The organism is Duganella sp. GW822-FHT06D06 (genome assembly GCF_058799615.1).
This window is the reverse complement of sequence record NZ_JBXALQ010000017.1, coordinates 119,766-143,698: the sequence shown is the minus strand read 5'-3', so window position 1 is coordinate 143,698 and position 23,933 is coordinate 119,766. Positions and strand designations below refer to the sequence as shown.

At 65.4% G+C, this 23,933-nt stretch carries 20 protein-coding genes and 3 pseudogenes; 2 read left to right on the top strand and 21 right to left on the bottom strand.

All coding sequences use genetic code 11. The annotated features are described in order from the left end of the window. The 16 genes and pseudogenes from AC1RMD_RS25360 to pgi form a co-directional block, all read right to left on the bottom strand. Positions 1-1,172: methyl-accepting chemotaxis protein (locus AC1RMD_RS25360; RefSeq protein ID WP_492930591.1), on the bottom strand; the 1,172-nt coding region annotated here is incomplete at its 3' end. Positions 1,173-1,386: 214 nt separating this feature from the next. After that, positions 1,387-2,898, bottom strand: a complete 1,512-nt coding sequence (locus AC1RMD_RS25355) for an efflux transporter outer membrane subunit (protein WP_492930605.1) — start codon at positions 2,896-2,898, stop codon at positions 1,387-1,389. Continuing rightward, a complete protein-coding gene (locus AC1RMD_RS25350; RefSeq protein ID WP_492930589.1) occupies positions 2,891-6,043 on the bottom strand; it encodes an efflux RND transporter permease subunit in 3,153 nt (1,050 codons plus the stop codon). Before AC1RMD_RS25350 ends, AC1RMD_RS25355 begins: the two co-directional genes overlap by 8 nt. A gap of 15 nt (positions 6,044-6,058) precedes the next feature. Then, positions 6,059-7,246 carry an efflux RND transporter periplasmic adaptor subunit gene (locus tag AC1RMD_RS25345; protein WP_492930587.1) on the bottom strand — a complete coding sequence of 396 codons (1,188 nt, stop codon included), beginning with the start codon at positions 7,244-7,246 and terminating at the stop codon, positions 6,059-6,061. A 178-nt stretch (positions 7,247-7,424) separates the two neighbouring features. Beyond that, complete coding sequence (tal, locus tag AC1RMD_RS25340) at positions 7,425-8,360, bottom strand: transaldolase (RefSeq protein ID WP_492930585.1); 936 nt, start codon at positions 8,358-8,360, stop codon at positions 7,425-7,427. 139 nt (positions 8,361-8,499) lie between these two features. Continuing rightward, complete coding sequence (locus AC1RMD_RS25335) at positions 8,500-8,874, bottom strand: hypothetical protein (protein ID WP_492930583.1); 375 nt, start codon at positions 8,872-8,874, stop codon at positions 8,500-8,502. Between the two features lie 160 nt (positions 8,875-9,034). Further along, the gene (locus AC1RMD_RS25330) at positions 9,035-9,352 is read right to left on the bottom strand and encodes a hypothetical protein (RefSeq protein ID WP_492930581.1); all 318 of its coding nucleotides are present in this window, start codon (positions 9,350-9,352) and stop codon (positions 9,035-9,037) included. Between the two features lie 100 nt (positions 9,353-9,452). After that, positions 9,453-9,578 (bottom strand): annotated as a pseudogene (locus AC1RMD_RS25325) (transcriptional regulator); the annotation flags it as partial. Between the two features lie 45 nt (positions 9,579-9,623). Then, complete coding sequence (locus AC1RMD_RS25320) at positions 9,624-10,001, bottom strand: serine hydrolase (RefSeq protein WP_492930603.1); 378 nt, start codon at positions 9,999-10,001, stop codon at positions 9,624-9,626. 36 nt (positions 10,002-10,037) lie between these two features. Beyond that, positions 10,038-10,793 (bottom strand): annotated as a pseudogene (gene blaOXA, locus AC1RMD_RS25315) (class D beta-lactamase); the annotation flags it as partial. Positions 10,794-10,823: 30 nt separating this feature from the next. Next, positions 10,824-11,615, bottom strand: coding sequence for a class D beta-lactamase (blaOXA, locus tag AC1RMD_RS25310; RefSeq protein ID WP_492930601.1), 792 nt, complete (start codon positions 11,613-11,615; stop codon positions 10,824-10,826). 153 nt (positions 11,616-11,768) lie between these two features. Continuing rightward, positions 11,769-12,629: pseudogene (locus AC1RMD_RS25305) on the bottom strand (M56 family metallopeptidase); the annotation flags it as partial. A gap of 80 nt (positions 12,630-12,709) precedes the next feature. Then, positions 12,710-13,564: an SIS domain-containing protein gene (locus AC1RMD_RS25300; protein ID WP_445233164.1), complete on the bottom strand. Its 855-nt coding sequence runs from the start codon at positions 13,562-13,564 to the stop codon at positions 12,710-12,712. Continuing rightward, the gene (zwf, locus tag AC1RMD_RS25295) at positions 13,565-15,037 is read right to left on the bottom strand and encodes a glucose-6-phosphate dehydrogenase (RefSeq protein ID WP_492930579.1); all 1,473 of its coding nucleotides are present in this window, start codon (positions 15,035-15,037) and stop codon (positions 13,565-13,567) included. 125 nt (positions 15,038-15,162) lie between these two features. After that, on the bottom strand, positions 15,163-16,059 hold the full coding sequence (locus tag AC1RMD_RS25290) for an SMP-30/gluconolactonase/LRE family protein (protein ID WP_492930577.1): 897 nt from the start codon (positions 16,057-16,059) through the stop codon (positions 15,163-15,165). 5 nt (positions 16,060-16,064) lie between these two features. Beyond that, entirely contained in the window at positions 16,065-17,714 is a 1,650-nt protein-coding gene (gene pgi, locus AC1RMD_RS25285) for a glucose-6-phosphate isomerase (protein ID WP_492930575.1), read from the bottom strand. A gap of 222 nt (positions 17,715-17,936) precedes the next feature. Between pgi and edd the strand changes: the two genes are divergently transcribed. Both edd and eda read left to right on the top strand, forming a co-directional pair. Next, positions 17,937-19,859, top strand: coding sequence for a phosphogluconate dehydratase (gene edd / locus AC1RMD_RS25280; protein ID WP_492930573.1), 1,923 nt, complete (start codon positions 17,937-17,939; stop codon positions 19,857-19,859). A gap of 3 nt (positions 19,860-19,862) precedes the next feature. After that, entirely contained in the window at positions 19,863-20,486 is a 624-nt protein-coding gene (eda, locus tag AC1RMD_RS25275; protein WP_492930571.1) for a bifunctional 4-hydroxy-2-oxoglutarate aldolase/2-dehydro-3-deoxy-phosphogluconate aldolase, read from the top strand. 16 nt (positions 20,487-20,502) lie between these two features. Here the strand turns inward: eda and AC1RMD_RS25270 are convergent, their stop codons facing one another. The 5 genes from AC1RMD_RS25270 to AC1RMD_RS25250 form a co-directional block, all read right to left on the bottom strand. After that, positions 20,503-20,715: a BrnA antitoxin family protein gene (locus tag AC1RMD_RS25270; RefSeq protein ID WP_492930569.1), complete on the bottom strand. Its 213-nt coding sequence runs from the start codon at positions 20,713-20,715 to the stop codon at positions 20,503-20,505. Beyond that, positions 20,705-21,019 carry a transcriptional regulator gene (locus AC1RMD_RS25265; protein WP_492930567.1) on the bottom strand — a complete coding sequence of 105 codons (315 nt, stop codon included), beginning with the start codon at positions 21,017-21,019 and terminating at the stop codon, positions 20,705-20,707. Before AC1RMD_RS25265 ends, AC1RMD_RS25270 begins: the two co-directional genes overlap by 11 nt. A gap of 178 nt (positions 21,020-21,197) precedes the next feature. Beyond that, on the bottom strand, positions 21,198-21,650 hold the full coding sequence (locus AC1RMD_RS25260) for a hypothetical protein (protein ID WP_492930565.1): 453 nt from the start codon (positions 21,648-21,650) through the stop codon (positions 21,198-21,200). Between the two features lie 143 nt (positions 21,651-21,793). Beyond that, positions 21,794-22,405: a succinate dehydrogenase/fumarate reductase transmembrane subunit gene (locus AC1RMD_RS25255; RefSeq protein WP_492930563.1), complete on the bottom strand. Its 612-nt coding sequence runs from the start codon at positions 22,403-22,405 to the stop codon at positions 21,794-21,796. 5 nt (positions 22,406-22,410) lie between these two features. Beyond that, complete coding sequence (locus tag AC1RMD_RS25250; protein WP_492930561.1) at positions 22,411-23,847, bottom strand: cytochrome P450; 1,437 nt, start codon at positions 23,845-23,847, stop codon at positions 22,411-22,413. Positions 23,848-23,933: the final 86 nt, after the last annotated feature.

Below are 23,933 nucleotides of genomic sequence, written 5' to 3'. Positions count from 1 at the left end.
CCCTGCTCGCCGGCGCGCGCCGCCTCGACGGCGGCGTTCAGCGCCAGGATGTTGGTCTGGAAGGCGATGCCGTCGATGACGGAAATGATGTCGACGATCTTGCGCGACGAGGCGTCGATCGAGCCCATGGTGTCGACCACCTGGCCGACGATGGCGCCGCCGCGCTCGGCCACGTCGGAGGCCGCCTGCGCCAGCTGGTTGGCCTGCTTGGCGTTCTCGGCGTTCTGGCGCACGGTGCTGGTCAGCTGCTCCATCGACGACGCGGTTTCCTCCAGCGAGCTGGCCTGTTCCTCGGTGCGCTGCGACAGGTCCATATTGCCGGCCGCGATCTCGTTGGAGGCGGTGGCGATGGTGGTGGTGCCGCTCTGCACCTGGCTGACGACATTGCGCAGCGCATCGTTCATGCCCTTGAGCGCGGTCATCAGGTCGCCGATCTCGCACTTGCTGGTGGCGGCGTCGAAGCGGGTGGTGAGGTCGCCGTTGGCCACGGTGGCGGCGATCTCCAGCGCCGACTGCAAGGGCACGGTGATCGAACGCGAGATCACCCACGCCGCCAGCGCGCCGATGCTCACCATCAGCAGCGCCAGCACCATCAACAGCAGGTTGCTGCGGTCGTTGGCGGCGTCGATCGCGCGGGCGGTGTCGTCGATCGCCCTGCGCTGCAGGGTCAGCAGCGCCTGCACCTTGCCCTGGTAGGCGGTGGCCGCCGGCATGAAGACCTCCTTGTAGAGTTTTTCCGCCTGCTCGGCGTTGCCGGCCTGCTTGGCGTTCATGATGTCGGTCTTGGCCTTCTGGTAGGTGGCGCGCAGCGCGCCGGAGGCCTCGAACACGGCCTTTTCCTCGTCGCTGGCCATCAGCTCCTTGAGCTTGGCGATCAGTTCGCCGCCCTTCTTGCTGCTGTCGGCGATGACGTCGGCGAAGGTGGTCGACAGCGTATCGTCGCTGCTGCGGGCGATCAGCGCGGTGCGCGCCACCGCCGAGTAGATCAGCACGTACCAGTCGGAGGCCAGGCGTTCCTTGGCCAGCGGTTTTTCCATCATGTGGCGGGTGGCCTCGGCGTTGACGCGGGCGTTGTACAGCGCCACCGAGGTGGCGCAGATGGCGAGCAGCAGGACGATGGCGAAACCGAGCGCGAGGCGGGTGCCGATGCGCAGCTGAGACAGTAGATTCATGATGGACGCTCCGAAGTGGCCCGGGGACGGCTGGCAGGCTACAAGTATGCGCCCGTCGCGCCACCCCGGTCATGCAACTTCAGACAGGTGCGTTGCTTTTTCGAAACAATTAGAAGACAGAAACCCGGGGTCAAGTCTGACATTCGGACACGAACGCTGCCGTAGTGGCCGTTACGGTGGAGCTCGTGTCCGAATGTCAGACTTGACCCCCGGGTTATTTGAGGCCGCCGCCGAGGGCGCGGTAGAGGTCGATGGCGCTGGTGGTGCGCAGCAGGCGCGCTTGCACCAGCGTCTGCTGGGCGCTGAACAGCTCGCGCTGCGCGTCGAGCACGTCCAGCGAGCTGGCGACGCCGTTGTCGAAGCGCAGTTGCAGCAGCTTCAGGCGGTCGGCCTGGGCCTCCTGCACGGCGCGCTGGGCCGATACCTGCTCGCCCAGGTAGTCGCGCGCGGCCAGCGCGTCGGCCACTTCGCGGAAGGCGGTCTGGATCGCCTTTTCGTAGTCGGCCACGGCGAGCTGCTGGCGCGCTTCGGCCAGGCCCAGGTTGGCGCGGTTGCGGCCGGCGTCGAAGATCGGCAAGGTCAGCTGCGGCGCGAACGACCAGCTGCCCGAGCCGCCGTCGAACAGGCCGTTCAGCGACGGGCTGCTGCTACCCAGCGCGGCCGTCAGGCTGATGCGCGGGAAGAAGGCGGCGCGCGCGGCGCCGATGTTGGCGTTGGCCGATTTCAAGCGCTGCTCGGCGGCGCGGATGTCGGGACGGCGCGCCAGCAGGTCCGACGGCAGGCCGGCCGGCAGCGCGCTCAGCATGTCGATCTGCAGGTCGCTCGGCATGGCGCCGGCGGCCGCGCGCGAACCGGCGCCAGTATCGGCGGCCCCGGCAGTAACGGCAGTAGCGCCGGCAGCGCCGGCCGGCTGGCCGACCAGCAAGGTCAACGCGTTGCCCGCCTGCGCGCGCTGGCGCGCCAGCGTCAGCGCGGCGGCGCGCGCGGTTTCCATCAGCGTCTCGTTGGCGCGCAGCTCCAGCCGCGACGAGGCGCCCACTTCGGCGCGCTGCTGCGTCAACTTGTAGCTGCGAGCGCGGGCCTCGTAGCTCTGCTGCGCCAGCGCGTACTGCTCGGCGTAGGCGCGCTCGGTGTAATAGGCCTGCGCCACCTGCGCCACCAGGCTGATTTGCGCCGCCTGGCGCGCTTCGTCGGTGGCCAGGTAGGCCGCCAGCGCGGCGTCGTTCAGGCTTTTCACGCGGCCGAAGAAATCCAGCTCGAAGGCCGACAGCGCCAGTCCGGCGTCGTAGCGCTTGCCGATCGTGGTTTGGCCGCTGGGCGACAGGAAGGCCGGCGTCTTGGCCCTGCTGGCGGAGGCGTTGGCGTTGACGCCGGGCAGGCGGTCGGCCGACTGGATGTCGTACTGCGCGCGCGCTTCCTCGATGCGCAGCGCGGCGCTGCGCAGGTCGCGGTTGTGCTCCAGCGCGGCGCCGATCAGCTGCCGCAGGCGCGGTTCGGTGAAGTAGTCGCGCCAGCCGGTATCGACGGCGTCGCGCGCGCCGGCCGCCAGCGGCAGCGGCACGCTGGTGCGCGCGGCGGCGCCGGCGCTGTCGGCCGGGAAGGCGGCGGCCACCGGCGCCTCGGGGCGCCGGTAGGTCGGCGCCAGCGAGCAGGCCGACAGCAGCGCCGCCAGCAGTGTGGCCGGCGCGGCCAGGGGCAGGGCGGGCTTGCGGGCAGGCTTAGTCATAGGTTTCATGGTTCTTGTCGTTCAGTTCATGTGCGGCCAGTTTGCGCTGGCGTTCGCTGCCCTTGAAGATCTTGCGGATCACCACGAAGAACACCGGCACCAGGAACACCGCCAGCACCGTGGCCGTGATCATGCCGCCCATCACGCCGGTGCCGATGGCGCGCTGGCTGGCCGATCCCGCGCCGGTGGCGATCACCAGCGGCAGCACGCCGAGGATGAAGGCCAGCGAGGTCATGATGATCGGCCGGAAGCGCAGGTGCACCGCCTCCAGCGTCGCTTCGATCAGGCCCTTGCCCTGCGCCTGCAGGTCCTTGGCGAACTCGATGATCAGGATCGCGTTCTTGGCCGACAGGCCGATGATGGCGATCAGGCCGACCTTGAAGTACACATCGTTGGGCAGCCCGCGCATGGTGGCGCCCAGCAGCGCGCCCAGGATCCCCAGCGGCACCACCAGCAGCACCGCCACCGGTATCGATTCGCTTTCATACAGCGCCGCCAGCACCAGGAAGGCGGCCAGCAGCGACAGCGCGAACAGCATCGGCGCCTGCGAGCCGGAAGTCTTCTCTTCCAGCGACTGGCCGGTCCATTCGATGCTGAAGCCCGGCGGCAGCTGCGCCGCCAGGCGTTCCAGTTCGTCCATCGCCTCGCCGGTCGAGCGGCCCGGCGCGGCGTCGCCGGTCAGCTTGATGGCGGGGTAGCCGTTGTAGCGCACCAGCTGCACCGGACCCTGGATCCAGCGCGAGCTGGCGAACGAGGAGAACGGCACCATGGTGCCGGACGCGCTGCGCACGTTGAGCTGCATGATGTCGGCCGGCTGCAGGCGGCGCGGCGCGTCGGCCTGCACGATCACGCGCTGCTGGCGTCCGCTGCTGGCGAAGTCGTTGACGTAGGACGAACCGAGCGCGGACGACATCATCGAGTTGATGTCGGCGAAGGTCACGCCCAGCGCATTGGCCTTCTCGCGGTCGATATCGACCTGCAGCTGCGGCGCGTCCTCCAGGCCTTCGGGACGCAGGCCTTTGAGGATGGCGCTCTTGCCGGCCATGCCGAGCAGCTGGTTGCGCGCCGCGATCAGCGCGTCGTGACCGAGCGCGCTGCGGTCCTGCAGGCGCGCGGTGATGCCGGTGGCGTTGCCCAGTTCGCGGATCGGCGGCGGCGACAGCGGGAAGATGATCGCGTCCGGGATGCTCGACAGCGCGCCGAACGCGCGCTGCGCGATCGCCTGCGCCGAGTCTTGCGGTCCGCGTTCCTTCCAGTCCTTCAGCGGAATGAACACCAGGCCGGCGTTCTGGCCGTTGCCGGAGAAGCTGAAGCCCGCCACCGCGATGGTGCGCGCCACGCCCGGCTGCTTGCGGAAGTAGGCGTCGGCCTGGGCCAGCACGGCCTGGGTGCGGCTGCTCGAAGCGCCGGCCGGCAGCTGCACGTTGGCGATCAGATAACCCTGGTCTTCGTTCGGCAGGAACGACGACGGCAGGCGCGCATACAGCCAGACCACCACGCCGCAGATCAGCGCGAACACCACCAGGTAACGGCCGGTGCGCCGGATCATCTTGGCGATCACGCCCTGGTAGCCGGTGGCGGTCAGCGCGAACTGGCGGTTGAACCAGCCGAAGAAGCCTTTCTTCTCATGATGATGGCCGGCTTGCACCGGTTTCAGGATGGTGGCGCACAGCGCCGGCGTCAGCGTCAGCGCCATCAGCGCCGAGAACAGCATGGCCGACACCATCGCCAGCGAGAACTGGCGGTAGATCGCGCCGACCGCGCCGCCGAAGAAGGCCATCGGAATGAACACCGCGATCAGCACCAGCGTGATGCCGATGATGGCGCCGGTGATCTGGGTCATCGCCTTGCGGGTGGCGTCGCGCGGCGACAGGCCTTCCTCGCTCATGATGCGTTCGACGTTCTCCACCACCACGATGGCGTCGTCGACCAGGATGCCGATCGCCAGCACCATGCCGAACATGGTCAGCACGTTGATCGAGAAGCCGAACAGCTGCATCGCCGCGAAGGTGCCCATCAGCGCCACCGGCACCACGATGGTCGGGATCAAGGTGTAGCGGAAGTTTTGCAGGAACAGGTACATCACCAGGAACACCAGCAGCACCGCTTCGAGCAGCGTCTTGACCACTTCCTCGATCGAGATCTTGACGAACAGCGAGGTGTCGTAGGGGATAGTGTACTTGACGCCGGGGGGGAAGAACTTGGCCAGCTGGTCCATCTTCTCGCGCACGGCGCTCGCCGTTTGCAGCGCGTTGCCGGTCAGCGACAGCTGCACCGCGATCGCCGAGAACGGCGCGCCGTTCAGGCGGGCGTTGATGTTGAAGCTGGCGCCGCCCATTTCGACGCGCGCCACGTCCTTCAGGCGCACCAGCGAGCCGTTGGGATTCGCGCGCAGCACGATCTGGCCGAATTCGGTGGTCGACGACAGCTGGCCGGTGACCACGATGGGGGCGGAGAAGGTCTGGCTGGCGGGACTGGGCAAGTCGCCCAGCGTGCCGGAGGTGACCTGCGCGTTCTGCGCGCGGATGGCGGCGGTGACGTCGGCCATGTTCAGCTTCAGGCCGATCAGCCTGGCCGGATCGACCCAGATGCGCATCGCCCGTTCGGTGCCGAACAACTGCGCCTGGCCGACGCCGGGGATGCGCTTGATTTCATTGACCACGTTGCGGGCCAGGTAGTCGCCCAGTCCGGTCGGGTCGAGCCGGCCGTCGGTCGAGGTCAGGCCGACGAACATCAGGATGTTGGAACGCGCCTTGTTGACCTGCACGCCCTGTTGCGTGACGGCGGCCGGCAGGCGCGACTCCACCCGCTTGATGCGGTTCTGCACATCGACCGCCGCCAGGTCCGGATTGGTGCCGGGGACGAAGGTGACGGTGATGGTGACGGCGCCGCTGGCCTCGCTGGACGATTCGACGTACTGCAAACCGTCGGCGCCGTTCATCTCCTGTTCGATCACGCTGGTGACGGCGTCGTCCAGCACCTGCGCGGTGGCGCCGGGGTAGTTGGCGGTCACCACGATCGATGGCGGCGCGATGGTCGGGTACTGCGACACCGGCAAGACCGTGATCGCCAGCATCCCGCCCAGCAGTATGAAGAGTGCGATCACCCACGCGAATACGGGGCGATCGATGAAAAACTTGGCCATCAGGGCTCCCGGGGATTATTTGGCTGCGGCGGCGGCAGGCGTGGCGACGGCGCTGGCCGCGCCCACCGGGCCTTTCCAGGGCTGCGGATTGACCGTGGCGCCGGGCTTGGCCTTCTGGAAGCCTTCCACCACGATGCGCTCGCCGCCTTTGAGGCCGGCGCTGACCACCCAGTTCTGGCCGTCGTTGGCGGTGGCGCTGACCGGCTGCGCCAGCACCTTGTTGTCGGCGCCGACGATCAGCACCGACGCGCCCTCGGGGCCGCGCACCACGGCCTGCTGCGGCACGGTGATGGCGGCCTCGCTGACGCCCTGGTCCAGCCGCGCGCGCACGTACATGCCGGGCAGCAGGGCGTGCTGGGGATTCGGGAACTCGGCGCGCATCGATACCGCGCCGGTGCTCTCGTCGACCGACACGTCCGAGAACAGCAGCTTGCCCGCCTGCGGATAGGCCTGGCCGTCCTCGGTGACCAGGGTGACGCGCGCCTGGTTCTTGCCGGCGCCTTTGATCTTGCCGCTGGCCAGCGCGCGCTGCAGCCGCAGCAGCTCGGTCGAGGACTGGCTGATGGTGACGTAGATCGGGTCCAGCGTCTGCACGGTGGCCATCGGCGTCGCTTCGCCTTGTCCCACCAGCGCGCCCTCGGTCACCAGCGCGCGGCCGATGCGGCCGGAGATCGGCGCGGTCACGGTGGCGTAGCCCAGGGTCAGGCCGGCGTTGGTGCGGGCCGCCCTGGCCGTGGCCAGGTCGGCGGCGGCCTGCTTCTGCGCGGTGACGGCGTCGTCGTACTCCTGCTGGCTGACGGCCTGCGCCGCCAGCAACGGTTTATATCGTTTTACCTTTAAATCGGCCTGGGCCAGGTTGGCCTCGGCCTTGGCGACGGCGGCCTGGGCGCTGTCGTAGGAAGCCTGGAAGCTGGCGGGATCGATGCGGAACAGTACCTCGCCGGCCTTGACGTCGCCGCCTTCCTTGAACACCCGCTGCAGCACGATGCCGGCCGTGCGCGCGCGCACCTGCGCGATGCGCGACGCTTCCGTGCGGCCCGGCAGTTCGGTGCTCAGGGTGACGGCGGCGGGAGCGACGGTGATGACGGCGACAGTGGCGGGCGGCGGGGCGCCGGGAGCGGCGGCTTTGTCGCCGCAGGCGGCCAGCAGGGACAAGGTGAAAACGGCGGATGCAACGGCAGTGTAACGAGGTACTAATCTCATGGATGGTTCTCGTAAAAAGATGTCTGTGTAGCGCTTGATCGGCCAGGCGGGGTGGCTGGCAAGGGTTGCAACATTGTAATACAGCTAGTTGTGTAACGTTTTGTAGTGATATAAAACAAAAAAGCGGTAACGCAGCCTGCGCCGCGTTACCGCTTTTTCCATGCTGGCCGGCGCTGGTTCAGCGCATGCCCGAGATGATTTGCTTCAGCTTGCCCGAGTCGGCGCAGAAGGCGCGGATGCCTTCGCCCAGTTTTTCGGACGCCATCTGGTCTTCGTTGAGCTGGAAGCGGAAAGTCTTCTCGTCCTGCGACAGCTTGATGATGCCGGCGCCCGGCACGCTCTCCGAGCTCAGCTTGCGTTCCACCGGGGCGTCGGTGTCGGCCAGCTTTTGCAGCAGGTCCGGGCTGATGGTCAGCAGGTCGCAGCCGGCCAGTTCCAGGATCTGGCCGGTGTTGCGGAAGCTGGCGCCCATCACTTCGGTCTGGTAGCCGAACTTGCGGTAGTAGTTGTAGATGCGCTTGACCGACTGCACGCCCGGATCTTCGGCGCCGACGTAGTCGATGCCGGTGGATTTTTTATACCAGTCGTAGATGCGGCCGACGAACGGCGAGATCAGCTGCGCGCCCGCTTCGGCGCAGGCGATGGCCTGGCCCAGCGAGAACAGCAAGGTCATGTTGCAGTGGATGCCTTCTTTTTCCAGGATCTCGGCGGCGCGGATGCCTTCCCAGGTGGCGGCCATCTTGATCAGCACGCGTTCGCGTTCGATGCCGGCCTGCTGGTACAGCTTGATCAGCTCGCGGCCCTTGGCCACCGAGCCTTCGACGTCGAACGACAGGCGGGCGTCGATTTCGGTCGACACGCGGCCCGGGATGATGCGCAGGATCTGCTTGCCGAAGGCGATCAGCAGGTGGTCGATGGTCTCGGCGATCGAATTGTCGAGGTTGTCGCGCACGGCTTTTTCCAGCAGCGGCTTGTATTCGTCCTTCTGCACCGCCTTCAGGATCAGCGACGGATTGGTGGTGGCGTCGCGCGGGGTGTAGGCCTGGATGGACTGGAAATCGCCGGTGTCGGCGACTACGGTGGTGAATTTCTTGAGCTGTTCGAGTTGGTTCATGTGCGCTGCCAGTCGGTTAAGGGGAGTGAGGCTTGCCTTATTGTACTCAACCATGAACAATTGTTAAAGAACGCGCAATCCAACAGTCTCCATATAGACACGCAAGAAAGCTCAGTTTGCCGTTTCGGCAAGGCGGCGGTCAACGCTGCTCACGTGGTGACGTGGCGTCGCCAATCATGTCAGACTTGCTGAACTCCTCCCGGATACTGGCTAGTCTTTGAGGAATTTCCATCGCCTTGCGACGTGCGCCGGCGTATAAGTCGTGCATGAAGTCGTATTCCGGGCTGCACTCATCGACCTGCCAGGTGTCCAGGGTTTTCCCATCATGGTCGGATAGCGCGAATGCTACAAAGTTCCTTTTGCTATTCACGTCTTTGCCTGACCAGAGGACAAATTTGGAACCGGATACCGCCACTTCCACGTCGAACTTGGTGGCAGCCCATCGGACGCGCCCTTCGGTCGTTGCCTTTGAGAGCGTGTCCAAAATATCTTTGTAATCGCTAGGAATCGCCATAATTTGCTCCTGAGTCCGCAGTCATGGCTGCGAGAACACTCAATTGGATGTGCAGTTCGGATATTCTGTGGAGCAAGGTTTCGCACTCCTCGCCGTCCAGTATTTTTAGCATAGCTGCGGACTCAAATCTATCGTGTATCGAACGCAGGTCAACGAAGATTTACTGCCATGTTTGTGCATCTGTCAGCCGGCGTCCAGCGTCTGTTGCCTGGAATCGTGCGACTTGATCGCGAAGTTCGAAAGCTGCAGTCGCGGCGGCGTCTAAATTGTTTGCGCGGGCTAAATGCAGCAGATCGCGGGAGCGGCCGCAAATTTCCTGAATATTGGCAACCGAATAAACCATGCTCATCGCCGCGATGGCTTCCTGCGCCGCCGCTCGTGCCGCCTCGGCAGCCGTCCGCGCTTTGCCGATCTGCCATAGCGATAGGGCAAACCCGGCGATGGAAACGACCAAGCCGCTGACGCCGATGAGGTCCATATTGAGAGGGGAGAGCCGGAGTTTGGAACAACTGCCAGCGTAGCGTGGCCTTGATGACTGCGCTTTGCAGCAAAGCAGACGTCGTGGACGTCCGCTCTTCTTAGCCGATGAAGGAATCGAATTGCAGGTCGAACTCTTGCAGGGCCTTCTGGGCGTTCTGCATCTTCTTGCGGAACTCGGGGCCGCGTTGCAGCACCAGGCCGACCGCCAGCACGTCGATCACAAGGTTGGAGTAGGTCCGGCGGGCGCAGGCGGCGTCGTCCGGCTGTTGCTAGCGGCGGTAGTAGTCCATCAGTTGGTAGTCGTCGTGGACGTCGTCGGGCACCTGCATCGGGACGGCGGCGGTGTGCGTGGCCAGATGGATCAGCTTGATATGGTCGAAGCTGCTGCCGCGCAGCGCCGGCATATGCTGGCTGACGTTGTCGGACAGCGCCAACTGGCCCTCGGCCTGCGCGCAGGCGGCCAGCGTGGCCACCAGCGTCTTGCTGACTGAACCGATCTCAAACAGCGTATCGCGGTCGACGGCCCGACCGCTCTCACGCGAGGCGACGCCATAGTTGAAGACATAGTTTTTGCCGTGCTCGGTGAGCGCCAGTGCCATGCCTGGGACATCGTATTGTTTCATCAGCGGCTCGATGGTCCGGTCCACCGTTGCGCTGAGCCGCGCCTCCCGCTCCAACGGGCCCAGCAACTGCGGCAATTCCCTGAGCAGCGCCTCGCGCGCCAGTACGCCGGCCGGGACATCCTTCGGCTGCGTGTCATCCCTTTGCATCAGGTGCGCGAAGCTGAAGCTGCGCGCGTCTTTCGTTGCCCAGCCCACGTACCAGCCATAGCCGGAGGCGGAACCGGTCTTGCCATGGATGCGCCATCCCGCCAACGGCTGATCGACTTCGGTCAGGCGCGCAGTCATGTGGTAGGCGTTGACGCTGACGCCTAGTTGGCGGTTGACGACCTTGTTCAGGAAGTCCAACTGCTGCAGCGGCGAGATCTTCAGCGAAGAGGAGATCCATGACAAGGTCAGGCCGTCATGTTCGGCATCGCCCGCGACGTTGGCGTTCCCATACTGGAATTGGCTGGCGTAGCCGGCGAAGCGCTGCATGCCCAGCGACTGAGTCACCTGTTGCGAATACCAAACCACCGAGTCCTTCATCCATTTGGTGGGATCGGTTGCCTGGCGCCAGTCGGCACGCCAATCGACATAGCCTTCGCGGAACGGCATTTCCGGCGTATGCTGGTCGGTCAGGATGCCGGCGTCGTAGCCCATCAGGCTGATGGCGATCTTGAAGGTCGACGCCGGCGTCACTTGGCGCTGGCAGTCGCCCCGGCGGAATACCGTCGGGCCGTTGCTGTCGGCCAGCGCCGTGCACACTTCGGCGGCGTGGGCGGCGGAAATCGCTACCAGACTATACAGCGCTCCCAATATGACGTGGCGAAAATTCATAGAACTCCTTTGATGGTGGTTGCCGGTGCTTTACAGTGCGTCCAGTTGCGCCGGCAGCTCGCGCAGGAACGCGTCCCTGGTCCTGGGGCCGGCGGCGCCTTCCCGTGTGTCGTCCAGCACCAGGCGGGAAAACACCACGGTGCGCCCACCCTTGCTGGCCCAGCCGACGAACCAGCCGTAGCTGTGCAGCCGGTCGTCGCTGCCGTCGGCCAGCACCGGCGAGGCGGTGCCGGTCTTGCCGTGGATTTGCCAGCCGTTCGGCAAGGCGCCGAGCGCGGTGAGGCGGCCGGTCATGTCGTAGGCGTGGGCCGACAGCGGCAGTTGCCGGTTGACGATTTTGCGCAGGAAGGCGGTTTGCTCGGCCGGCGAGATCTTCAGGCTGGAGGCGATCCAGGACATCGCCAGGCCGTTGTCCTTGCCGGGGTCGCCCGAGACATCCAGGTTGCCGTAGCCGAAGCCGCGCACATACTGCTGGAAGCGCTGCGCGCCGAGGCTGGCTGTCACCTGCTGGGCATACCACACGGTCGAGTTGCGCATCCAGCTGGCCGGGTCGGTGGTGGCGCGCCAGTCGGGGTTCCAGTCGGCATAGCCGGGCTTGAACGGCAGGCTGGGCGAGTGGGCGTCGCGCAGTATGCCACTGTCGTAACCCATCAGGCTGACGGCGATGTTGAAGGTCGATGCCGGCGTGACCCGCTCGTCGCAATGGCCGTCATGGACCAGCCGCGCGCCGCTGGCGGCATCGACCATGTCCGTGCAGCTGAAGGTGGCCGGTGTGGCTGCCCGCGCCGGCGCGCGATCGGCCAGGGCGGGCTGGAATGCCAGGCTGGCCGCGAAGACCCCCGCCAGGCCGGCGACGGCGGCGCCGCGGGCCCACGGCCCGCGCGCGGCGGCGGCCGGTTCGCGGATCAGGCGGATGCGTGTCGCCAGCGTGCGCGCGCTGACGCCGCCGAAGGCCAGCGCCGTCTTGGCCGAATGCGTGACCGGCTGCGGCTGCAGCCGCAGTTGCCCCACCAGCGCCGCCGCATACGCCTTGCGCAGCGCCGGCGGACGGTTGCGCAGCACCTCGCGGTCGCAACCGAGCTCCTGCGCCCATGCCAGGTTGTGACGCAGCAGGCGCATGAAGGGATTGAACCACAGCAGGGTTTGCAGCACGATGCCGGCGCTCATCCATTGCAGGTCGTGCCGGCGCAAATGCGTGAGTTCGTGTTCGACGATCATCTGCTGCTGCAAGGGCTCGAAGCTGCGCAGATGGCGCGGCAGCAGCAGGCGCGGGCGGATCCAGCCGAACAGCATCGGCGATATCGGCGCGTCGACTTCAATCACGGCCAGCGATGGCGGCGTCGTCGCCGCATCCAGGCCTTGATGCCGGCCCGGCAGGAGCAGGCGCTCGCCGGTGGCGGCCAGGCCGTTCAGTGTGCGGTGCGACTGCAGCACGCGGCCCGTGGTGTATGCCAGACCCAGCAAGTACAGCGATAGCCAGGCTTGGGCGCCGTAGCTCAGCCAGGCGTGGTAGTCCGCGGCCGCGTCGCGGCCAGCGGCCATGGCGGCGCCCCGTGCCGGCGTGGCGCCATGGTCCGGCGCGGCGGGGGCGGCCAGCATGGTCTCGGGCAATTCGATCGCTGGAAGCAGGCGCAGCCGCTCGCTGTGCGGCAGCAGCAGCGCCAGGAAGGTCGCGATGATGGTCGCCTGGCCCAACAGCCAGGTGGAACGCTGCGCGGCGACTTGGGGCAGGTGGCGGCGGCAGGCCGCGGTCAACGCCCACACCGCCAGGCCGGCGGCCATGCAGCCCAGGCTGGCAAGCAGGAAACGAACAATGAGAAGGGTGGAAAAGGCCATGCGACGCCCGTATGCGACAGATGTCACGTATTGTGTGACATGTGTCGCACGACGTCAAGCGCCTTGCCGATCCGGGTGGCTCAGCCGATGAAGGAATCGAATTGCAGGTCGAACTCTTGCAGGGCCTTCTGGGCGTTCTGCATCTTCTTGCGGAACTCGGGGCCGCGTTGCAGCGCCAGGCCGACCGCCAGCACGTCGATCACCACCAGGTAGGCCAGGCGCGCCGAGATCGGCGTGTAGGGATCGATGTTGAAGATCAGGTCGATCGGGATCAGCACTGTCGCCATGTCGGCCAGCGGCGTGCCGGACGGTGCCAGCACGATGACGTCGGCGCCGCCGCGGCGCGCCAGCTTGATCGAGCGCACCAGCGACGGGCTGTTGCCGCGCTGCGAAATGGCCACCACCGCGTCGCCCGCGCGCAGCAGGGCGGCGGCGATGCTGTGGATGTGCGGGTCGGCGTAGGCCACCGTCGGCACGCCGGAGCGGAAGAACTTGTGCTGCGCGTCCGCCGCCACGATGCCGGAGGTGCCCTGGCCGTAGAACTCGATCTTGTTGGCCTTGGACAGGATGTCCAGCGCCCGCTGGATCGCCTCCGGGTCGAGGTTGTTGCGCAGGTCCAGCAGGGTGTTGATCGAACGGCTGCAGATCTTGTTGACCAGGTCGGCCGCGAGGTCGTCCTGGGTCGGCTGTTCGTTCAGGCCGGGCAGGGCCAGCGCCAGGCCCTGCGCCAGCTTGAGCTTGAACTCATGCCAGCCGTCGTAGCCCAGCGTGCGGCAGAAACGCACCACGGTCGGCTCGGACACCTGCGCGCTCTTGGCGAGCGCCGTGATGTTCTGGCTGACCGTCTGGCCCGGATGATCAAGCACGGCCAGCGCGACCTTGCGCTCCGATTTGGAGAGCGAGTCGAGCTGGGTGCGGATGGAATCTAAAAGCATTTAGTCCTCGGGAAGCGCTTCTTCGCGCCATTGCAAACCATCGCGGCCGATCAGGGCCGACGCGGCGGCCGGACCCCAGGTGCCGGAGGTGTAAGGAATCGGGAAGCTGTCGTCCGCCTCCCAGTTGTTCAGGATAGGCTCGACCCATTCCCACGCCGCTTCCAGCTCGTCGCCGCGCATGAACAGCGTCAGCTGGCCGCGCAGCACGTCGAGCAGCAGGCGCTCGTAAGCGTCCATGCGCGGCGATTTGAACGATTCGCGGAAGTCCAGCTCCAGCTCGGCCTGTTTCAGGCGCATGCCGTCGCCCGGCGTCTTCGCCATCAGGTTCATGCGCAGGCCTTCGTCCGGCTGCAAACGGATCACCAGCGAGTTGGGCTGGAAGCTGTTGGTCGGTTGCGCGAAGATCGAATGCGGGATCGGCTTGAAGCGCACCACGATCTCGGCCAGGCCGTCGGCCATGCGCTTGCCGGTGCGCAGGTAGAACGGCACGCCGGCCCAACGCCAGGTATCGATCTCGGCCTTCATCGCGACGAAGGTCTCGGTGCGCGAATGTTCCGGCGCATCCGGCTCGTCGCGGTAGCTCGGCACGGCCTTGCCGTCGACATGGCCGGCGCGGTACTGGCCGCGCACGATGTTTTGCGCCAGCGTGGTCGGGGTGAATTTTTTCAGCGAACGCAGCACCTGCAACTTGGCGTCGCGCACGGCGTCCGGCGCGATCGAGGTCGGCGGTTCCATGGCGACAATGCACAGCAGTTGCAGCAGGTGGTTTTGCAGCATGTCGCGCAGCGCGCCCGAGGTGTCGTAGTAGCCCATGCGGTTGCCCACGCCCAGCTTCTCGGCGATGGTGATCTGCACGTCGGAGATCCACTCGCGGCGCCACAGCGGCTCGAACAGGATGTTACCGAAGCGCAGCGCCAGCAGGTTCTGCACGGTCTCCTTGCCCAGGTAGTGGTCGATCCGGTAGATCTGCGATTCCTCGAAGACCTTGCCCACTTCGGCGTTGATCTGCTTGGCCGAGGCCAGGTCGCGGCCCAGCGGCTTTTCCAGCACCACGCGCGAATTGGCCGTCACCAGGCCGTTGGCTTTCAGGTTCTCGCAGATCTGCGAGAAGATCGCCGGCGGCGTCGCCAGGTAGTAGACCTTGGTGATGGCGTCGTCCTTGCGCAGCGCCTCGACCAGCGACTTGTAGCTGTCGGAATCGGTGGCGTTGAGCGACACATACACGATGCGGGCGGTGAACTTGGCCCAGGCGGCCGGCGTCACCGCCGGCGACTTGATGTGCGGCTTGGACGTGGTCTCTACCGTGTGCAGGAAGTCCTGCTGGCTGGCGTCGGCGCGGCCGACGCAGATGATGCGGGCGGTGGCGGGCAAGTCGTTGGCGACATCGCGGGCGTACATCGCGGGCAGCAATTTGCGCATCGCCAGATCGCCGCTGCCGCCAAACAGAACCAGGTCAAAATCGGTAAGAGCCATAATTATTCGCAGTATGTAGAGTGCTGAAAGAGAAGAGGGATTACTAGTCGTGACTGTAAATTTACTACACGATTTGTCGTTTTGCAAGAAAATTTACTACATATGCTGCGACCGCAGCATATAGTTTATTCGATATAGGCCGGCTCCGTGCGGCCGGCCACGTCGACGCGGATGGCCAGCAGCTTGCCGCTGAGCGGGAACTGCGCCAGTTCCGGCGCCGGACGGGCGCCGGCGCTGGTGACGTACAGCGTGCGCAGGTCGGCGCCGCCGAAGGCCGGCATGGTCGGGCAGCGCACCGGCAGCGCGATCTCGCCGATCAATTCGCCGCCGGGCGACAGCTTGGCCAGGCGCGCGCCTTCGAACATCGCGACCCAGTAGTTGCCCTCGCTATCGATCGCGGCGCCGTCGGGACGGCCGCCGTAGTTGTGCTCCTTGTCCATCGAGAACTGGTGCAGCAGGCGCTGGTTGGAAGCGAGGCCGGTGGCGACGTCGAAATCGAGCTTGGTGACGCGGTGGGCGCTGGTGTCGGCGTGGTACATGGCGCGGTAGTCCGGGCTGAAGCCCAGGCCATTCGAGTTGGTCATGCCGCCCGACCAGGCCTTGCGGATCGCGCCGCGTTCCAGCACGAACATCTCGGCGGCCGGCTTGTCGCGCGGTTCGTAGATGGTGCCGACCCAGAAGCGTCCGGCGCCGTCGACGTGGCCGTCGTTGAAGCGGGTGATGGCGGTGTCGTAGGGCGCGGCGGCGATTTCGGTCAGGCGCACTTCATCGCTGCCGGTGTCCAGGTGCGCGAAGCCGCTGCGCATGGCGACCACCAGGCCGCCCTGGTCGCTGACGGCCAGCGTGGCCGGCTCGCTGGAGAGCTTCCACGAACGGTGCGCGCCGCTGGCGGGATCGAGGCGGTGCACGGTGAAGGCGGGGATGTCGACCCAGTACAGCGCCTGCTCCTGCGCGTGCCACAGCGGGCACTCGCCGGTTTGCATGACGGCGTCGTAGGCTATTTCGATGTGTGGAGTATTCATCGCGATCAGATATGTTGTGCGGCCTTGGCCATGATGATCAGGCCATTGGTGGAGCTGTCGTGGCGTTCCGGCTTGATGTCGCCGGTCAGCTCCGCGTGGATGTTTTTGGCGAGGACCTTGCCCAGCTCCACGCCCCACTGGTCGAAGCTGTTGACGTCCCAGATCACGCCCTGCACAAAGGTCTTGTGCTCGTACAGCGCGATCAGCGCGCCCAGCGTGGACGGCGTCAGCTGGTCCATCAGGATGGTGTTCGACGGACGGTTGCCGGGGAAGGTCTTGTGCGGCACCAGTTCGTCGATTTCGGTTTCGCTCAGTTTTTGCGCGGTCAGGTCGGCGCGCACTTCGCCTGCGGTCTTGCCGGTCATGAAGGCTTCCGATTGCGCGAAGCAGTTGGCCAGCAGCGAATCGTGATGTCCCGCCAGATCGTGCGTGGCGCGCAGCGCGGCGATGAAGTCGATCGGCGTGACGTCGGTACCCTGGTGCAGCAGCTGGAAGTAAGCGTGTTGCGCATTGGTGCCGCACTCGCCCCACACCACCGGGCAGGTCGGCGTATCGACTTCGGCGCCGCCGCGCGTGACGCGCTTGCCGTTGCTCTCCATGTCCAGCTGTTGCAGGTAGGCCGGGAAGCGGCTCAGGTCCTGGTGGTACGGCGCGATCGACAGCGAAGCGGCGTTCAGGAACTGGCGGTTCCAGAAGCCGATCATCGCCAGCAGTACCGGCATGTTCTGCTCCAGCGGCGCTTCGCGGAAGTGTTCGTCCATCGCATGTGCGCCGCCCAGGAAGGCGCTGAAGTAGCCGAAGCCCACCGCCAGCGCCACCGCCAGGCCGATCGCCGACCAGACCGAATAACGGCCGCCGACCCAGTCCCAGAACGGGAACATATTGGCCGGATCGATGCCGAAGGCTGTCACCGCCTCGGTGTTGGTGGAGACGGCGACGAAGTGGCGCGCCAGGTCTTCTTCCTTGGCCGACTGCAGGAACCAGCTGCGGGCGGTACCGGCGTTGAGCATGGTCTCGGCGGTGACGAAGGTCTTGGAGGCGATGATGAACAGCGTGGTCTCGGGATTGACCAGCGCCAGCGCGGCGTCCATGTCATGGCCATCGACGTTGGAGACGAAGTGCATCTTCAGGCGCGGATGCGCATACGAGCGCAATGCCAGCACGGCCATCTTCGGGCCCAGGTCCGAGCCGCCGATGCCGATGTTGACGACATCGGTGATCGGCTTGCCGGTGTGGCCCAGCCAGGCGCCGCTGCGCACGCGGTCGGTGAAGTCCTTGATGTGGTCCAGCACCGCGTGCACGTCGTGCGCGATGTCCTGGCCGTCGACCGTCAGCGCCTTGCCGCGCGGCATACGCAGGGCCGTGTGCAGCACCGCGCGATGTTCGGTAAGATTGATCTTCTCACCACTCAGCATGGCGTCGCGCTGGCGCTCCACGCCGCGTTCGCGGGCAAGGTCCAGCAGCAGGCCGATGGTGTTGGCGTCCAGGCGGTTCTTCGAATAATCGAGGAACAGGCCGGCCGCGTCCACCGTCAATTTGGGGAAGCGCTGCGCGTCGGCGGCGAACAATTGGCGCAGTTGCCAGTCTTTCGCGTCGGTGGCATGGGATTCAAGGGCTTGGAAGCTGGAAGTAGAGGTCAGTGCTGGCTGGCGCATAATTGAGTGGCGTCGTTAAGTCTGAGGGAGGGGATGCGTGAATGATACAGGAAAATCCGGTAAATTCACTACGGTTCGTTGAAAACTATCTACCGAAGGGGCGTTGCGCCCGCCTGCGAGGCGTTGTTTTGATCAGGACGGCAACGTGCGGGGAGAATAAAAGTAGCTTGAATTCGAAATTTTGTAGTAAAATTTCACGGAATTCATTCATAAGGAACGATCATGGCGTTGCATCCAGTCCTAGAAACCGTCACCGCACGCATTATCCAGCGCAGCAAACCATCGCGCGGCGCCTACCTGGCTCATCTTGAAGCCGCGCGCGTCAAAGGCGTCCAGCGCGGCGCCCTGGCCTGCACCAATCTGGCCCACGGCTTTGCCGCTTTCCCCGCCAACGACAAGCTGTCGCTGAAGGAACTCAAGAAGCCATCGGTGGCGATCGTCTCGGCTTACAACGACATGCTGTCGGCCCACCAGCCGTTCGAAGGCTTCCCGGCATTGATCAAGGATGCCGTGCGCGAAGTCGGCGCGGTGGCCCAATACGCCGGCGGCACGCCCGCCATGTGCGACGGTGTCACCCAGGGCCAGCCGGGCATGGAATTGTCGCTGTTCTCGCGCGACGCCATCGCCATGGCGACCGCCGTCGCGCTGTCGCACAATATGTTCGACTCCGCCGTCTATCTGGGCGTGTGCGACAAGATTGTACCCGGCCTGCTGATCGGCGCGCTGCACTTCGGCCATTTGCCCGCAGTGTTCGTGCCGGCCGGCCCGATGACCACCGGCCTGTCGAATACCGAAAAAGCCAAGATCCGCCAGCTGTACGCGCAGGGCAAAGTCGGCCGCGCCGAGCTGCTGGAAGGCGAATCGCAGTCCTATCACAGCGCCGGCACCTGCACCTTCTACGGCACCGCCAACAGCAACCAGATGCTGATGGAAGTGATGGGCCTGCACCTGCCGGGCGCCGCCTTCATCACCCCGAACACCCCGCTGCGCGACGAACTGACCAAGGCCGCCGCCAAGCGCGCCGCCGTCATCACCGCGCAATCGAGCGAATACCTGCCGGTCGGCCATGTGGTCGATGAGAAGTCCATCGTCAACGCGATTGTCGCGCTGCTGACCACCGGTGGTTCGACCAACCACACGCTGCACCTGGTGGCCATCGCCAAGGCGGCCGGCATCGTCATCGACTGGAACGACTTCGACGAACTGTCGAAAGTGGTACCGCTGCTGACGCGCATCTACCCGAACGGCAACGCCGACGTGAACCACTTCCACGCCGCCGGCGGCACCGGCTTCGTCATCCGCGAACTGCTCGATGGCGGCCTGCTGCACGACGACGTCACCACCATCCTGGGCAAGGGCCTGCGCGCGCACTGCGCCGAGCCGTTCCTGGGCGAGGGCGGCAAGGGCGTGGTCTGGAAGGATTCGCCGACCGAGTCGGGCGACGAAGCGGTGCTGCGCAAGATCACCGCGCCGTTCTCGCCGGACGGCGGCACCGTGCTGGTACAGGGCAACCTGGGCCGCGCCGTGATGAAGGTATCGGCCGTCAAGCCCGAGCATCAGACGGTGGAAGCGCCGGCGCTGGTGTTCAACTCGCAGGAAGATTTCATGGACGCTTACAAGGCCGGCACGCTGGACCGCGACTTCGTCGCCGTGCTGCGCTTCCAGGGCCCGCGCGCCAACGGCATGCCGGAACTGCACGCGCTGACGCCGGCGCTGGCCAACCTGCAGGACGCCGGCCGCCACGTGGCGCTGGTCACCGACGGCCGCATGTCGGGCGCGTCGGGCAAGGTGCCGGCGGCGATCCATGTGTCGCCGGAGATCCTGGCCGGCGGTCCGCTGGGCCTGGTGCGCGATGGCGACATCATCCGCGTCTGCGCCCGCACCGGCACGCTGGAAGCGCTGGTTGAATCGAGCGTATGGCATTCGCGCTCGCTGGCCACGGCCGATTTGACGCCGAACGGCGTCGGCATGGGCCGCGAGCTGTTCGCCATGTTCCGCAACAGCGTGTGCGAAGCGGAGAAGGGCGCGACCACCTTCGGGCTGCCGTCGCCTATCCCTACCACGGTAGGCCTGCATGACAAAGACCCGGTCGGCAACACCATGCCAGGTTCCGATGAAGATTACTCGATGAAGAAAGATGCGTAAATCATGACCATGACTCTGCTCGACATTATGCGTACCTCGGCCGTGATCCCAGTGATCGCGATAGATGAACCTGAACATGCAGTACCGCTGGCGCGCGCGCTGGTGGCCGGCGGCATCCGCGTGCTGGAAGTAACGCTGCGCACCAAGCACGGCCTGGCCGCGATCAAGGCCATGTCGGAAGTGGAAGGCGCGATCGTCGGCGTCGGCACCTTGACGCAGCCGGAAGAATTCGCCGCCGCGCGCGATGCGGGTGCGGTGTTCGGCGTGTCGCCGGGCTTGACGTCGGCGCTGATCGCCGCCGCCAAGAGCAGCGGCCTGCCGTTGCTGCCGGGCGTGATGACGCCGTCGGAAGTGATGGCGGCGCGCGAGCATGGTTTCCGTCAGTTGAAGCTGTTCCCGGCGGTGCCGGCCGGTGGCATCGGCATGCTGAACGCGATTGGCGGTCCGCTGCCGGACGTGATGTTCTGCCCGACCGGCGGCATCTCGCAAGAGACCGCGTCGCAGTTCCTGTCGCTGAAGAACGTCGCTTGCGTGGGCGGCTCTTGGTTGACGCCGAAGGACGCCATCGCCGCAGGCGATTGGCAGCGCATCACGGATCTGGCCAAGGCGGCCAGCGGCCTGCGGTAAGATGAAACAACGGCGCCTAGGGCGCCGTTTTACTGAGCATGTCGCTCATGCGTTGCTGCCACCCAGGGCCGGTGGCTTTCCAGCGTTCGATAACGTCAACCGGAAGGCGCAGCGATACCTCTACCGCCACTGATGTTTCCACCTGTGTCACGCGAGTTGCATGCCCTGAGCGCATCTGCTTTACCGATTCCAGCAAATCGCGTTGGAAGTCTTCTTTCTCAGATGGCATCTTCAATTCCTTCTTTCAGTTGAGCCAGAAATTTCGTCGGCAGCTTGTCGAGTTTGGACTTTGCATAGACGATAAGGAGCCAGATAACTTCGTCTGCACCACAAAAATATACTACTCTTGCCCCGCCTCGCTTGCCCTGTCCCCGCCTTGACCAGCGTACTTTTTGGCAGCCACCGCTACCGGGAATAACATCACCGGCATCCGGGTGGTTGGCGATCCACGAAATGAACTCCGTGCGTTCGTCATCGCTCCAGACGTCAGCGGCGTAGCGGACGAAAACAGGAGTTTCAGCCACGGTCCGCATGACGAAATTCTACGCCGAACAGCGAGGTTGCGGGAGAAACTGCTATCGTCATCATGGGCTCCTGAGATATTGCGTCTCATGAGCTTAGCGCGGCGAGTAGTTGAGTGGTTTGATCCGTTCGGCCTGGCTGTTTGAATGGTTGCTGTACCCAGTGGTTTTCGACGCTACATTGCTGTGTTCAACGGTTTGGATTCAGGCAGAACAGAGCTGCTTTTGTAGCAAGTTCCAGCACCGGCGCGGCCAGTTCCTTGTTTTTGAAATACAGGATATTGGTGTCATCCCAGCCCGCCGCGTAGATGCAGCCCAGTTCCGGCAGGATGATGAATTGCGACGGCACGCCGTAGTCGTTGAAGCGCGACTGGCGCAGGAAGCCTTCGCGGTCGGTGTAGCGCTTCAGTACCAGCTTGGCTTTGGCCGGCCAGCGGCCGCGGTAGCGCAGCGTGTAGACCGGCGTCAGGTCGAACAGCGCCGCCCAGTGCTGCTCGAACTTCTTGTTGCGCAGTACGCGCTCCTGGCCTTCGAAACAATCCAGCAGATGCCATTCGCTCTCGTCGTCGAGCCAGTGGTCGAACACGGAAACCGCCAGGCGCCCCATGCCGCCGTCCGAGTCCAGCTCCCTGATTTGCTTCAATTGCGGAAACTGCCGATTGATTTCGGCAGCGACGTTCGCGTCAACGCGAGACAGCATCTTCATATACATCCTTGATTGGTGACTGGGCCTTCAGCGCCGAAGTATATACGCTCGGCCACCCAACACACCAATCCCCGCCTGCGCTACTGGAACGTGGCGAGGTATTTCGCCGGCACCGTCACGTCATACAGGCCACCGGAAAAGGCCGCGACGATCAGCGTGGCGACCGTGAAGCCGGAGACCATCAACAGCGTCGTGGCGACCCGCAACGCCCCTGCACTCAGGCGATCATGCGCCAGCCAGTGCAGCGCCCGCGCCAGATGGACCGTGATCGCCAGCACGGCAAGGAAGTAGTAGGGCATGAAGAAGTAACGATACGGCAGCACGTGCATGCCGGCGGCGGCATAGTAGTAGTTCGTATCGAGATCGAACTGCATGCGCCCGGCCAGCACCGCACCCACATGCACCAGCAGGAAGAACGCCAGGTACAGCCCTGAACCAAGCTGCAACAGGTCGAGTCCTTCATGCCGGTCGCGCCAGCGGCGGCGGACGAAGGTCAAGCCGCTGGCGAGCTGGCTGGCGACGCACAGCAGCAGAATGATTTCGACCAGCCGGTTGCGGTACACCGCGCGGAACGCTTCCATGAACTGGATGTGCGCCTCCGCGCCGACTGTCGCCAGCAGGTGGTTGAACAGATGCAGCGTCAAGAAGGCGCCGAGTACGCAGGCGCCGATGCGATGGACCTTGTGCAGCATAGGCCTTACGCGACGCGGTCGCGCAACTGCATGCGCAGGCCGACCGGCGACATCGTAAAGGCCATCAACTCGTCCGGCTCCTTGCCATCCACCGTATCGAGCGAGGCGATGTCGAAGCTGTTGAGCAGCATGGCGCCGGCCAGTTTGATTTCCAGCAGCGCCAGATAGCGCCCGGGGCAGGTGCGCACGCCGGCGCCGAACGGCATCGACACATGCTTGTCCATCGCGCCGTCGCCTTTTTTCAGCCAGCGGTCGGGATCGAACCGGTCGGCCTGCGGCACGTGGCTTTCGCTGACGCTGTCGTTGCGCATCACGCACCATACCAGGCCGCCCTTGGGGATCTGCACGTCGCCGATCACGCTGTCGCGCAGGGCTTCCAGCGGCAGGAAGGGCGCCACCGGTTTCAGGCGCATGGCTTCCTGGGCGCAGGCGTCCAGGTAGTCCAGCGCATCCATCTGCTCGATGGTGAAGGCGGCCGTGTCGGGCGCGATGCGCAGCACTTCCTCGCGCGCCTTGCGCAGCGCGGCCGGGTTCTGTTGCAGCAGGTACAGCATCCAGGCCAGCGTGTTGCTGGTGGTATCTTCGCCGGCCAGCAGCAGGGTGGTGACGTTGCCCGCCACGGCGACGTCGTCGACGCCGCTGTCGCCTTCGTCGGCCGCGCAGATCATCGCTTCCAGCAGGTTGGCGGGACGTTCGCGCCGGTGCGGCTCGGCGGCCAGCCGGGCGCGCGAGGCGGCGACCAAGTCATCGACCGCCTTGCTCAGTTGAAGCACGCTGTCGTCCAGCTTGCGGTCGCGCGCCAGCTTGACGTAGCGCCAGTAGGGGAACAGTGCGAACGAGCGGCGCGATACTTCCGGCAGGATGACGTCCATGTGGCGCTGGATCACGTCCTCGCCGCCGTCGATGGTGTTGACGTCGGTGCCGAAGGCCAGGCCGGCGATCACGTCGACGCTGAAGCGTTTCAGGTCCTCGGTCAGGTCGATCGAGCTGCCGTCGCGCGCCGCCCGGCGCCAGCGCTGTTGCAGCCGCATGCCGACCTTCACCAGCGAAGGGAAGTAGGCCTTCACCGCGTGCGGCGCCAGCGCGCTCATCACCATGCGGCGCTGGTTGCGCCAGATCGCGCCTTCGGTCAGGAACAGGCCGGCGCGTCCGCCCATCTCCTCCGATACCTGGGCGGTGATGGAAGGGCGGCGGAAGCCGTCCGGCCGGTCGCGCAGCGCGGCGCTGACCAGTTCGTGACCGGCCAGCACCAGCATCGGTACCGAGCCGATGTTGATCTTGAACATCGGCCCGTAGCGCTTGCTCCAGTCCTCGACATTGCGGTGGATCTGGTCCAGCTGCATGTTCGGCAGGTTGCCCATCAGCGGCCAGGGGCGCGGGCCGGGCAGGCTGGCGATGGTGCGCAGGCGGGTGGTGGCGGGGGCGGTGATCGTGTTCTCCATGTCGGCTTCCTCTCGTGATGATGCCTCACTATGCCGGGGCGCCGCCAGCGCGTATTGAACGTTTGCGACAGCTTTGGTATAAACTT